At 37.6% G+C, this 12,735-nt stretch carries 11 protein-coding genes and 1 pseudogene; 7 read left to right on the forward strand and 5 right to left on the reverse strand.

Going from position 1 to position 12,735, the window contains the following annotated elements; all coding sequences use genetic code 11:
• Positions 1–58: 58 nt before the first annotated feature.
• From ACFQRG_RS04730 to ACFQRG_RS04740, 3 genes are all read right to left on the reverse strand, one after another.
• Positions 59–1,447, reverse strand: a complete 1,389-nt coding sequence (locus tag ACFQRG_RS04730; protein ID WP_380964230.1) for a sensor histidine kinase — start codon at positions 1,445–1,447, stop codon at positions 59–61.
• The gene (locus ACFQRG_RS04735) at positions 1,447–2,139 is read right to left on the reverse strand and encodes a response regulator transcription factor (protein WP_380964233.1); all 693 of its coding nucleotides are present in this window, start codon (positions 2,137–2,139) and stop codon (positions 1,447–1,449) included. Before ACFQRG_RS04735 ends, ACFQRG_RS04730 begins: the two co-directional genes overlap by 1 nt.
• A gap of 84 nt (positions 2,140–2,223) precedes the next feature.
• Positions 2,224–3,456, reverse strand: a complete 1,233-nt coding sequence (locus ACFQRG_RS04740; RefSeq protein ID WP_380964236.1) for a hypothetical protein — start codon at positions 3,454–3,456, stop codon at positions 2,224–2,226.
• Between the two features lie 282 nt (positions 3,457–3,738).
• Between ACFQRG_RS04740 and ACFQRG_RS04745 the strand changes: the two genes are divergently transcribed.
• Complete coding sequence (locus tag ACFQRG_RS04745) at positions 3,739–4,263, forward strand: hypothetical protein (RefSeq protein ID WP_380964239.1); 525 nt, start codon at positions 3,739–3,741, stop codon at positions 4,261–4,263.
• Positions 4,264–4,298: 35 nt separating this feature from the next.
• Here ACFQRG_RS04745 and ACFQRG_RS04750 read toward each other — a convergent pair whose 3' ends face one another.
• Positions 4,299–5,186: a YitT family protein gene (locus ACFQRG_RS04750; RefSeq protein WP_380964242.1), complete on the reverse strand. Its 888-nt coding sequence runs from the start codon at positions 5,184–5,186 to the stop codon at positions 4,299–4,301.
• A gap of 180 nt (positions 5,187–5,366) precedes the next feature.
• Between ACFQRG_RS04750 and ACFQRG_RS04755 the strand changes: the two genes are divergently transcribed.
• Positions 5,367–5,546 carry a hypothetical protein gene (locus ACFQRG_RS04755; protein WP_380964245.1) on the forward strand — a complete coding sequence of 60 codons (180 nt, stop codon included), beginning with the start codon at positions 5,367–5,369 and terminating at the stop codon, positions 5,544–5,546.
• Positions 5,547–5,610: 64 nt separating this feature from the next.
• Here the strand turns inward: ACFQRG_RS04755 and ACFQRG_RS04760 are convergent, their stop codons facing one another.
• Positions 5,611–6,708: an FUSC family protein gene (locus tag ACFQRG_RS04760; RefSeq protein ID WP_380964246.1), complete on the reverse strand. Its 1,098-nt coding sequence runs from the start codon at positions 6,706–6,708 to the stop codon at positions 5,611–5,613.
• 236 nt (positions 6,709–6,944) lie between these two features.
• Here ACFQRG_RS04760 and ACFQRG_RS04765 point away from each other — a divergent pair.
• The 5 genes and pseudogenes from ACFQRG_RS04765 to ACFQRG_RS04785 all read left to right on the forward strand — a co-directional run bounded on the left by ACFQRG_RS04765 (position 6,945) and on the right by ACFQRG_RS04785 (position 12,718).
• Positions 6,945–8,650: pseudogene (locus tag ACFQRG_RS04765) on the forward strand (pyruvate oxidase).
• Between the two features lie 219 nt (positions 8,651–8,869).
• Positions 8,870–9,301, forward strand: coding sequence for a MarR family winged helix-turn-helix transcriptional regulator (locus ACFQRG_RS04770; protein ID WP_380964248.1), 432 nt, complete (start codon positions 8,870–8,872; stop codon positions 9,299–9,301).
• Between the two features lie 6 nt (positions 9,302–9,307).
• A complete protein-coding gene (locus ACFQRG_RS04775) occupies positions 9,308–10,825 on the forward strand; it encodes a DHA2 family efflux MFS transporter permease subunit (protein ID WP_380964250.1) in 1,518 nt (505 codons plus the stop codon).
• A 119-nt stretch (positions 10,826–10,944) separates the two neighbouring features.
• Positions 10,945–11,700: a sulfite exporter TauE/SafE family protein gene (locus tag ACFQRG_RS04780; RefSeq protein ID WP_380964253.1), complete on the forward strand. Its 756-nt coding sequence runs from the start codon at positions 10,945–10,947 to the stop codon at positions 11,698–11,700.
• A 172-nt stretch (positions 11,701–11,872) separates the two neighbouring features.
• Positions 11,873–12,718: a MurR/RpiR family transcriptional regulator gene (locus tag ACFQRG_RS04785; RefSeq protein WP_380964256.1), complete on the forward strand. Its 846-nt coding sequence runs from the start codon at positions 11,873–11,875 to the stop codon at positions 12,716–12,718.
• Positions 12,719–12,735 lie beyond the last annotated feature (17 nt).

The following is a 12,735-nucleotide window of genomic DNA, read 5'->3' on the forward strand; positions in this document are numbered from 1 at the left end:
TGCTCATTTTTTATTTTACTTTAAAGTATAATTTTGCATCATAAGCGTTTTCTTTACTTTAATTTTTATGTTCTAATATCAACTTTGGCAATTGTATAGTAATAATTGTTCCTTCGTTAACTTTACTTTTAATATCAATCTTGCCTTTATGCAAATCAATAATTTGCTTTGTGATAGAAAGGCCCAGCCCGGAGCCTTTGCCGTTCGAGGATACTTGGTAAAACGATTGCGTCAGGTATGGAAGGTGTTCATCATCAATGCCAATCCCGTAATCCTGGACGGTAATGGTAACATATTCGTAAGAGTCTTTAAGAGATATGTCAATGGTGCTGTCACGATGGGAAAATTTAATGGCATTATCGATCGTATTAATAATGACTTGTTTCAAACGGTTTTGATCCCCGTGGATCACTGTTCTTTTCATTTGGTTGATGTCGATTTTTATATTCTTTTCCTTAGCTTTTATTTTTAATGATTTGACAACTTCTTTTAACAGCTCATCGAGCCTGAAGTTTTCTTTATACAGTTTTAATGTATTTGATTGAAGACGGGAGAAGTCTAGTAAATCTTCAACAAGGTCTATCAGCCTGTTTGTTTCTTTTGCTATAATGTTGAGTCCTTCCTGATAGTCCTTTTTATCAAACTCGCTGCTTAATAACATCGTCTCGCTCCATCCTTTAATACCTGTTAAAGGTGTTCTTAATTCGTGGGAGATGGATGAGATAAATTCATTTTTTATCTTGTCGGTTTTAACGATTTCATCGGCCATATAATTAAGCGTATCTGCCAATTCGCCAAGTTCATTTTTATATGTTTTATCGACGCGAATGTTAAAGTGTCCTTTTGCCATTTCTTTTGCTGCGGAAATAATATTTGTAATAGGATCAACGATAGACCTCGCAAATCTTAAGCTAATGATAAAGACGATAAGAGCTATAATTATGCCGATTGTTGCTGCACCGGCGTATATCAGTGTTAAAACATCATCGATTGCCTCAAGAGATGTAATATAACGCAGCACATAAGTACCCGAATAAATTTGTATAGGTACATAGATATTCATGACCTTTTCGTGAGTGCCCGGCATCTTATCCACGTCTACGACTTTTTTTCCCGTGAGAATTTCCGGCTTAAGGTGAATCTTTTGCTTTACTTCAAATCCGGAAGATGATGTCAAGACATCTCCTTCGGTATTTAACACTTGAAGCTCCGCTTTACGGGAGTCAAAGTTTTTTAAAATCGATGAGAGAAGCTCACCGCTGTCTCCATTTGGATTTTCTTGATTGAATCTATTAAATAAATCTTGTGACGTATCGGCATGAGTGATGATCATTCTCGATATGTTCTGATAGTAATAAGTTCGGAGTGTGACATCGAATATACACTCACTGAGCGTTAACGTAATTAAGATAATAGCCATAAAGTTTAAGACAACCCTGTTTGTCATTATGCGTCACCGCTCCACATATAACCTCTTCCCCAATGCGTTGTCACGTATTTAGGCGAGGATGGATCGTCTTCAATTTTTCTTCTGAGCCGTCTGATATTAACATCGACAATTTTAGTATCGCCGACATAGTTTTTCCCCCAAACATGATCTAACAGCTCGTCCCGTGTTAATGATTCGTTTGCATGTTCCATTAACAGGCGAACTAATTCAAATTCAGTCGGTGTTAAATCAATGAACGTTTGATTTTTAAATAGACGGCTTTCTTTAACCGACAGTTTAAAGGGTCCAGACGTAATGGTATTTGATTCTTCATCTGACTTATTAACTTTAAGCCTGCGAACTAAGGAATTAACCCGCGCAATCAGTTCAACCGGGCTAAAAGGTTTTGATACATAATCATCGGCACCGAGCGTCAGTCCGCTGACTTTGTCTGCCTCCTGAACCTTGGCAGTAAGCATGATAATGCCAATATCCTGGAAGCGCTCCCTGATTTGCCGGCAGACTTCAAAACCGTCAATACCAGGCAGCATAATGTCCAGTAAAACAATATCAATGGTATTTTCATTTAAATAATCAAGAGCTGCTTCTCCTGATGATGCTTCAACTACCTCGAACCCGGAACGTTTTAAGTTTAATACAATAAAACTTCTAATAGCATGTTCATCTTCTACAACCATGACACTGCTCATTCGCACACCTCAAATCATTTAACATTCTTGTTAAGGAAGTTCAAAAGGGGCGGATTGTCCCTTTTGAACGCTTCAAATTCAACATTAGCGGATAATATGAAAAGTATATCTGTAATTAATATCGGTCTTCTTATTAGGAATAAGATAAATATATTTTGGTGATTCACCAATTTTTATAAAATGCTTTTTGTTGTAGGACTTACTTTTATTTATCCAATAAACGGTTAGTAATGGTTTTTTATTATTAATTGTTATAAAAGTGACATGTTTATTTATTTTTTCGTGTTTAATAGTGACACGGTTAATCCAAGAGTTTGGAAATTCAACGTAAAATCCATATTGATAGCTGTTATAACGTTCATTGACAACCTTTAACTGTTTCCCATTCCAGTCTTTATATGCTGTAATATACGGCATATTGGAAAGCGGCTCATCTTCCCAGCCTTTTGGTTCGAAAGGTACAGCGATGTCAATGATGCCGTCATGATTAATATCTTTACTATACTCCGGAAAAGGTTTATCCGTTTGTTCATTCTCGGGCAGGGTTTGAACAAGCTTTCCGTTATGAAATGAGACAACCTCTGTATTGGATACATTACCGGTCGCTGTTTCTATGAACAAGGCGGATTCATTTTGCGTCAATTTGCCGGCTTCTACATGATCAATTCCGTCTATATCGGCATCAAGTTTAATTGATGAAAGCTCTTGGTATGAGCCTTTTTTGTTAACCTGATATGTTGATACTGTAAAATTCTTGAGAGGTGTTAAGTTTATTAAAGTAAGATCTTTTTGATGATCATCATTTAAATCATTGATAACAATTTTACTGTAAGGATGCTTAAACTGTTCTTTTAGCTTACCGTTCTTAAAAGAATAAACCACACACTCCTTGTGATCATACAAATCGTCACCTACGATAATTTCCGGAATACCGTCATGGTTAATATCATCAACAAGAAATTCATCAACATCCACAGTCCCTGTTGAAACATCCAGTACCTTTTTCCAGTGGTTTTTTTTCAGCTTCATAATAGCCATATGGTCATCGCCATAACCCGTATAATAAAAGAACAGTGCCTCTTTGTGATGATCCCCGTCAAAATCATTTAAAACGATTTGATGATATATTTTACTGCTTCCGGGTGAAACAAGCTTAGCCTTTTTCGGAATTTGTTTGAATATAGCATCTTTTAATTCCTGTTTACCTTGTGGTTGCATAGGTGTATGAATTAAGCTGTAGGGTGAGGCGGTAATATGGCACCCGGAAAGAAAAGTTATTAAAAAGCCTAAGATAAGCATAAGGCCGAACCGTTTCATATTTTTACTCCTCGTCGTATTTTCACTTTCATCCATTCTTATAGCATAACATCATTTTAAAAAACAATATCATCCAAACTTTCCAACCAAATCTGCTATAATTAGTCTGATATTAATTATATGAAACAAATAATATTATTTTGTAACAAAACAGTTACAATAATCTACGTTTATCGAAAGTTATGTACGGGCAAAAGTTTTAAATCAAGCGCAATTATTCCTAGTGTTAACATTTTATAATATTTAGACAGCTGGGTGTCATGCATAGAGAGGATTTATTATATGAATGCTTTTAATATTATCATTATCGCTGCAATTATTTTAGGAGTAGTTGCATTTGTTCATGTCATGATTAATAAGGGTGAAAAGGAACAGCCTGCTTGGGGAGTAAAAATATGGCTCGTTCCTCTATTAACGGTATTAGTACTTATACCAATTGCTTTTTTTACAGTTGTTTATTGGTTTTTAATGAAAGCTATGAACTGGTTTAATTGTTCTGTAACGACAGCCGGGGAAGGGACACTTTTTACTGGAGCTTTGCTACTCGTTTTTGCTTTTTTATTATCGGAAGTGTTTATTCATCCGCTTATTAGAGCAATTTTGCGGTCGATATTAAGAAGAAAACCGCATTGGGCTGAAGAAAATGTGGTAACAATCGTTTTAGATACGTTCATCATCATGCTTATCTTTTCCATATTACCGTCCATCCAATTGCAGAACATTCAAACAGCCTTTTCTTTATCTGTCTTCATTCATATTATTGATTGGCTGATAAATTGGATTGGAAGATTATTTAAAAGAAAATGAGCCGCTGGGTATTTACTCCAACGGGCTCATTTTATCTAATGCGTTTTGATTTCTTCTTGATTAAAGCCTTCACCAAGCACCTCCACTGAATTTGAAATGATCACAAATGCGGCAGGATCTACTCTGTTTACAAGTTGCTTCAATTTTGTCAGCTCGCTTTGGTCGAGTACGCACATTAAGATTGGCCTTGCAGTGTTTGTATAACCGCCGATCCCGGCAATTTTAGTTACTCCTCGGTCAATTTCTGCAAAAATCACTTGGCGTATTTCCTCTTCTTTTTCAGAAATAATTAACGCCAACTTATTATAGCTCAGGCCTACCTGTACGACATCAATCATTTTTCCAGATAAATAAATACTTATAATTGCATATAATGCTTGCTCAAGGCTAAAAACAAATGCCGATAATACAACAATTGATCCGTCAATCATAACCATGCAAATGCCAAGTGAAAGACGGGTATACTTATGAATAATTTGGCCGATGAGTGCCGTTCCTCCTGTAGAACCTTTACCGCGAAATACAATGCCAAGGCCAAACCCTAGTCCTATTCCGCCAAATAAAGCACCTAAAAGATGATTGTAAGTGATTGGCTGGATATCCTCTGTTAAATAAATAACTAAAGGAAGGAATGCTGTTCCAACAAGTGTTTTTATACTAAATTCTTTTCCTAAAAGAATAATCCCGAGAAAAAACAGCGGTATGTTAAATGCCCATTGGACATAGGAAGGGTTCCAGTGAAAAAGGCCGAAAAGAATCGTGCTGATGCCGCTGACACCGCCTGCTGCAATTTTATTAGGCAATAAAAACAGGTTGAAAACTAATCCAACAATTGTTGCACCAATAAGTATTTCAAGATATTCCAGGAATAAAATAACCTTTGGATCCAGTGAAGTGATTTTACGATAAATTGAGGAAGTCATTTTTATCACCTTATTCTATTGTATAAGTATTTTGCCTTGGAAAGTGATCATTATAAATATTTTGCGGAAATTGGATAAAACAATACTTAACGTTTCCAATTGCTCCTTATTTTTGATAAGCATGTCATGAATAATCTATAGTGCTGCGGTCATCATATGAGTAAGTAAGGAGTGATAGATTTGCCGGAATATGTTGTTATGATTTTATATATAGTTGGCGGGATATTAGCCTTTTTGGCACTTGGAGCAGTCCTTGTTGGCTCAGAGTGGTTTGGATCAAAAAGGCGGAAACAAGACGAAAAAGCGCATCGGGAACTGAAAGGGAATTATAGAAAATCAATAAAACCTAAACCCGAATAAATGTTTATTTTAGCCGAAAAGCCATGAAGTCATAAGCTTCATGGCTTTTTGAGTTGTCATGATATTAATACTCGCGGCCTGTCTTTACCAAACGCTCACCGGATACTTCTTTGATAATTCGGTTTAAATCGGTAAGAATACCGCCAATGTCTCTAAAAACTGTCAAGGATGTTGATTGGTACAGAGTCGTTAGACAATATTTTTGTTTTATTCGAGCCTTTGCAATGGCTTCATTGAGTTCTTTTGAAATTTTCTCTGATGGATTGACGATTGATTTTCCATATAAATGGATACAGACAGCGGTGGCTTTCATGGCGGATATGGCTTCCTTTTTACCAATGACATTGACGGTTAATCCCTTTACAGAGCGTAAATCCACCAATCCTCTGGCAATGCCTCTAATTTGAATAGTTATATGCTCTAAACGGCTGAGCGCAACAGCTAATTCTTTAATTCTCTGCTTTTTCTTTTTAGCAAAAGGACGAAATCTGATACTCTGTTTGGCTAATTTAACGGCGTCAAAAGTGTTTTCCGTTTGGTCAACTAAATATCGGACCGCTTTTAAATCTTCTTTCATATTAGGGTCATCCTGATACCAAAGAGCACCAAGGTTATTTAAAGAAATAAAAGATAACCGGCTTAAATCATCAATGCTTTTGGAGGCTTTTGGTATGGCATTTGGAGGAATAATGACCGCATTTACAATAATAGCAATAATGCACCCCAGCATGGTTTCATATATACGTCCTAACGCATAACCGGGTGAGTGCAGAAAAGCGAGAACCAGCATTGAATTAACACCAATTTGCGCCGTAATTTGCGTATTCAAGCTTAATGCTGTTGCTAGTACCATACCCAGCAGCACACTAAGAAAGATGGCGATCGTTCCTACATGTAACCAATGACCAATGAACAAACTGACAAGTACGCCGCCGATTGTGCCAATAATTCGGTAGAAAGCCTTTTCTAATGATTCCGCAACAGTTGCATTGACGACGAGTACTGCGGCAATAGGTGCAAAGAAAGGATAAGGATTAGGGGTTAATGCTGTGGCTGCCCACCAGGCAATACCGGTCGCCAAAGCTGTCTTGATGACTTGAAAGGTCAACCCGAATTTAGAAAGTATCCCGGCAATACCTTTTATTGCATGATAAACCTTCATATATGCTAAGCCTCCAAGTATTATTCAGTATGCCAATTTTGTTAAATTTGTATGTTTAATGCCAAAGGAACCTTTTTATTAATTTTCCAAGCAACCGGGTATTTTTGTATAAATATCTAGCATTTCAGCACAATATCAAAAGCAGGGTTTAGATTTAAATAAATGTTAAAATTTGGAATAATAAATAACAATTAAGCGGTTTTGGAAGTGCCATTCTAAAGGAAAGGAGAGAGTATATGTTTCGGAAAAAAGCGGGAGAAGTATTGATTGATCTTTTAATTGAGTGGGGGGTTGACCACATTTACGGCATGCCCGGTGATTCCATTAACTCGATTATTGAACCATTAAGAAAAGCGGATGAAGACGGCAGGATTAAATTTATTCAAGTAAGGCATGAAGAGGCGGGAGCTTTAGCTGCTTCGGCTTATGCAAAGCTAACAGGAAAACTGGGTGTTTGCCTGACGATTGCGGGTCCCGGATCCATTCATACACTTAACGGATTGTATGACGCTAAGTTAGACCGGGCGCCGGTCCTTGCTATATGCGGACAAGTTGAATCAGATATGATTGGCACTGATTTTTTCCAAGAGTTAATTTGGATAGATTATTTGATGATGTCGCCGTTTATAATCAACGAATTATGTCAGCTGAACAAATGCCGACGGTTGTTAACCAGGCGATCCGGACGGCTTACACAAGACATGGTGTTGCAGTATTAACTGTACCGGATGATATTCCAAGGTTTGAGATGGAAGGGGACATAAGATATACAAAACCGTTTTATGTAAAATCTCATGTCATGCCTGAGCTTGAAGATTTACAACAAGCCAAACAAGTCATTAACGAAGCGGAAAAGCCAATTATTCTGGCAGGAAAGGGAACAAGAGGTGCAAGTCAAGCTTTAATAAACTTTGCTGAGAAGATTGCCTCACCGATTGTTCTTTCATTACCGGCGAAAGGTGTCATACCGGATGAACATCCATTATGTCTAGGCGGACTGGGTCAAATTGGCACAAAGCCTGCATATGACGCTATGCAAAATGCTGATACGCTTATTTTAATCGGAACGTCATATCCATTTAACGCTTTTTTACCTGATAAAGCAAAAACCATTCACATTGATATTGATCCATATCAAATTGGCAAGAGATATCCGGCTGATGTTGGATGCGCCGGGGATGCCGGTAAAACGTTAGAATGGCTGACTAAACAAATAGATACAAAAAAAGATCGTTCATTCCTTGAACATCATCAAGAAATGATGAAACGCTGGTGGAAGAAGATGGATCAGGAAGAAGCCGATGATTCAGTTCCGATTAAACCGCAAAAAGTTCTTCGTTCCCTTAAACAAATTGCCCATGATGATGCTGTTTTATCAGTCGATGTTGGAAATGTGACCGTATGGACGGCGAGAGATTTTAGAATAACAAACCAGCAATTTGTTCTTTCCAGCTGGCTGGCAACGCTTGGCTGCGGACTTCCAGGCGCCTTGGCCGGTCAAATTGCTTACCCTAATAAACAAGTGTTTGCTATCTGCGGAGACGGCGGATTTGGTATGACAATGAATGATTTTGTAACCGCAGTAAAATATGAGCTCCCTATTAAAGTGATTGTCCTTAACAATCATAAGATTGCGATGATTAAATATGAACAGGAAGTTATGGGAAATATTGAATTTGGCACCAATCTAGTTAATCCGAACTTCGCCAAATATGCAGAGGCGTGCGGCGGGATAGGCTATCGTGTAGAAAAAGTTGAAGAATTGCCGCAGGCTTTAGAACAAGCAGCAGCACAGACAAAACCATGTATTGTTGATGTTTTAGTAGATGCAAATGAACCGCCGATGCCGGCTAAAATTACCTTTGCTCAAGCAGCGGGATTTTCTAAACATATGATTAAAGAATTGTTTACGGAAGGAAAACTGGATCTTCCGCCAATATAAGGAATCAATCAGCCAAAAATCAATTTTTGGCTGATTTTCTTTACCATTATATGTCTTTATAGTTATCCAGAGTTCACAAAAACTTCACAGGGTCAGACCACATGTATGAAGTGATAGCTGTTGACACATAGTATTAGCGGGAGTATAGTATCAATTGGATTAAATACATTTCGTACACGAAATATTTATGTACGAATTAAATGCAAGAGGTGTTGGGAATTGGGCGAATATGAAAAAATCCATCAAATAATGAAATCATTTAAAGAAGTTAACAGGGCCTTGTATTATATGCTGCTTGAAGAATCGGATGAATTAAATTTAACAGTTATTCAGTTTCAAGTGCTAAATGCATTAGATCAAACGCCTAATGCCAGCTTAGGGCAATTATCAGAAGAATTGCTTGTTGGAAATAGTACAATGAGCGGTATTGTTGAAAGATTAGTGAAGGCAGGTCTTATTGTTCGGGAACGTTCAGAGAACGACCGCCGAACTTTGACGATGCGATTGACACCTGAAGGGAATAAGAAGAAAGAAGAAGCGTATGAGCTTTTAACAGAGCGTCTCTCAGGTTTACGGGAAATTTCCGATGAAGACATTAAGTTTCTCCTAAAAGTTCATCAAGAGATCTTAGATAAATTAAAAAGGGGTTGACCTTTTATGGATACTGTCTCTAAGGCGGCTGTTCAAAATATAAAAAAGGGTCCAATTATCACAGTCATTATTATGGGCGCTTTTGTCGCTATTTTGAATCAGACGCTTATGAATGTAGCCCTGCCCAAAGTTATGAATAACTTTCATATTACGGCTACTACAGCTCAATGGATTACAACGGGATATATGCTTGTTAACGGTGTTCTAATCCCTATAACAGCTTATTTAATGGAGAGATTTACAACGAGGCAACTATTTTTAGCTGCTATGAGTTTATTTGCGATTGGAACATTCATTTGCGGCATTTCACCATCCTTTTCTATCCTTATTTTAGGCAGAGTTATCCAAGCGGCGGGAGCCGGCATTATGATGCCGCTTTTAACAAATGTCATTTTAACTATTTTTCCTGCCGACAAAAGGGGCTCCGCAATGGGAGTAGTCGGGGTAGCGATGGTATTTGCACCGGCAATCGGCCCAACGCTTTCAGGGTGGATCGTGGAAACTTTTTCATGGAGATTACTGTTTTTTATCATTCTTCCAATAGCAATTATCGACATTATTGTTGCGATTTTTTTCCTTAAAAATGTTACAAAGGTATCGAAACCAAAACTTGATATATTGGGTGTCATCTTGTCTACAGTTGGTTTTGGCGGTATCCTTTATGGTTTTAGCAGCGCGGGAGATAAAGGTTGGACTAATTTGCTGGTTCTTAACATCATTTTTACTGGCGTTGTAGCGCTTGATTTATTTGTTGTACGGGAACTTAGGGTTAACAAACCGATGCTCGAATTTAGAGTATTTAAATATGGTATGTTCACACTGGCGGCGATTATAAATGTCATCATTACCATGGCCATGTTTGCCGCTATGCTTCTATTGCCGATTTATTTACAGAATATTCGAGGCTTCACGCCGTTGGAATCGGGACTATTACTTTTACCTGGCGCTATTATTATGGGGATAATGAACCCTATCACAGGGGTTATTTTCGATAAAATCGGCCCAAAATGGCTGGCGGTGACCGGCTTGATCATAACAGCTGTTACGACCTATATGTTCAGCAGATTAACCGATTCAACAACATATACGACGTTAATTATTTTGTACAGCTGCCGAATGTTTGGTATGTCGATGTTAATGATGCCAATCATGACAGCCGGGTTAAACTCTCTGCCGCAAAGATTAAATGCCCATGGTACGGCGATGGTGAACACTTTTAGACAAGTCTCAGGATCACTGGGTACAGCATTTCTTATTACGATTATGAGCAGTCAGACAAAAAAACATGTCCAAGACATGATTCAATCGCTGGCTCCTCATACTAAACAGCAAATAGCAATGATTTCAAAAGAAGCTTCTATTAAAGGTATTAATGACGCCTTTATCGTTGCAACAGGTCTTGCTGTCCTTGCATTAATTTTAGCTTTCTTCCTTAAAAAGACCAGACCGCCTCAAGAAGAGGAATCAAAGGAAAGACAGAAACAAAAATTTAGAAAAAGTAAATTAGCCGGAAGCAGAGGATAAAGTGCATTTTTAAAAAACAGACCGTGTTTGCGGCCTGTTTTTTCTGTAAAAAGGATGTTTACAAAATTCTGTTTCGATATAATTAATGTATATAAACGATCGGAAAAGGATTTGTTACAATGTCAATTACAATAACGATGCTTATTATGGGGTTAATTCTCGGGTTTGTCGGCGCCGGCGGCTCGGGAACAATTATCGCGATTTTAAATGTCTTTTTCGGAATTCCTATACATACTGCGCTTGGGACATCACTGGCAGCAATGGTTTTTACGACTTTGTCGGGTGCATACAGCCATTATCGAGAAGGAAATGTTGTCATCAAAACTGGTGTTGTTGTCGGGTTATTCGGTGCTGCCGGATCTTTTATCGGCTCGCAAATTGCTCAGCTCATCCCCGGACATGATTTAAAATGGATGACTGCAAGTATGCTGTTTCTTTCTGCCATTCTCCTCGGATTTAAGATATTTATGAGTTCCAATCATAAATCCATCGAGGGAACGGAGATGCCGTCCAGTCTCCGCTTTTGGACAGCAGCAGGGGGAGTAGGCATTGTTTCCGGAATCTTAGCTGGTACTTTTGGAATTGGCTCAACACCTTTTATTCAAATTGGTTTACTAACTTTTTTAGGCATGACCATTCAACAATCAGCGGGGACAACCATGCTGGTTATTTTACCAATTGCTTTAATAGGAAGTACTGGATATTATACTTCAGGAAATTTAGATATAAAATTATTTATTGAAGTCGTGCTTGGCACTTTGATTGGGACTTATATTGGCGCTAAATTCACCACACGTCTTCATCCGGTTGTACTAAAAACAGCAACAATAATCATGCCTATTATCGGCGGACTTTTGTTATTATTAGGATTTTAAATTCAAAAATATTTCGAAACTCGTCAAAAGGCGGGTTTTTTTTAATTAAATAAAAAACGGGCAGTTTAATATTTACACTATTCAATATATATGGTAAATTGTAAAAAAACAATGAAGTTTTTACTGCTTTAAAAAAGAATTATTAAAGTATGTCATGCATAAGGGTGATCGTTTGGAGAATCTCTCAATAGAAAAATCAATTAAAAATGTGTTTCACAGTTTGTCATCTGGACAACGAAAAGTGGCAGAGTATATTTTGAACAATATTAATCAATCAGCATTCAGAACCGCCGAGCAAATAGGAAGAGAAATAAATGTCAGTCAAACCACGGTTATTCGGCTTTCATATGCACTAGGTTTCAATGGTTTTTCAGAGATGCAGTCAACGATTAGAAAACAAGTGCTTTCAGATCAGGAAATCCAATCAGAAGCAAATGATCATCAATTTGAAAAAACAAGTGTTTTCTCTGAAGTTATCAAAAAAGATATCAACATGCTGCAAGATCTTAATCAACATTTAAACCAGGATAATATTTGGAAAGCTGTAGACTGGCTGATAGGGGCAGAGCAGGTTTTAATCGTTGGTCATCGCACTTCACTGCCGCCGGCGCTATGGTTTTCATCCAGTTTAAGTGAATTTCGCAATCAAGTTCAATTAAGTTCAGAAATAGGTGATGCGGTTGAAAAGCTTCTGGACATTAATGAGCAATCAGTCGCATTTTTCATTTCTTATCCCCGTTATACAAGAGATGTTATACAATTAGCGGAATGCGCAAAAAATCAAGGTGCGAAAATTATTGCTGCTACTGATCACGTTTTATCGCCGGTCGGCTGTATCGCCGATTTGACTTTTACGACGAAAACAGATGCTGAATCAGGGCCAAATAACATTGTACCTGTCCTAAGTTTATTGAATCAAATAATATTTGGTATTAATACAAAAATGAAGGGGGAGGTTCAATCACGCAGAAAAAGGCTTGAGCAGTACTATTCCAACTTTAATATTTATGCTGAATAACAGCGGAAAATTATAAT

This window comes from Scopulibacillus cellulosilyticus, assembly GCF_042665295.1.
GTDB classification, from domain to species: Bacteria; Bacillota; Bacilli; order Bacillales; family Sporolactobacillaceae; genus Scopulibacillus_A; species Scopulibacillus_A cellulosilyticus.

Bases quoted from the DNA above. Each gene is read 5' to 3' on its own strand.
- ACFQRG_RS04730 (WP_380964230.1), bottom strand. From the start codon at position 1,447: ATGACAAACAGGGTTGTCTTAAACTTTATGGCTATTATCTTAATTACG.
- ACFQRG_RS04735 (WP_380964233.1), bottom strand. From the start codon at position 2,139: ATGAGCAGTGTCATGGTTGTAGAAGATGAACATGCTATTAGAAGTTTT.
- ACFQRG_RS04740 (WP_380964236.1), bottom strand. From the start codon at position 3,456: ATGAAACGGTTCGGCCTTATGCTTATCTTAGGCTTTTTAATAACTTTT.
- ACFQRG_RS04745 (WP_380964239.1), top strand. From the start codon at position 3,739: ATGAATGCTTTTAATATTATCATTATCGCTGCAATTATTTTAGGAGTA.
- ACFQRG_RS04750 (WP_380964242.1), bottom strand. From the start codon at position 5,186: ATGACTTCCTCAATTTATCGTAAAATCACTTCACTGGATCCAAAGGTT.
- ACFQRG_RS04760 (WP_380964246.1), bottom strand. From the start codon at position 6,708: ATGAAGGTTTATCATGCAATAAAAGGTATTGCCGGGATACTTTCTAAA.
- ACFQRG_RS04775 (WP_380964250.1), top strand. From the start codon at position 9,308: ATGGATACTGTCTCTAAGGCGGCTGTTCAAAATATAAAAAAGGGTCCA.
- ACFQRG_RS04780 (WP_380964253.1), top strand. From the start codon at position 10,945: ATGTCAATTACAATAACGATGCTTATTATGGGGTTAATTCTCGGGTTT.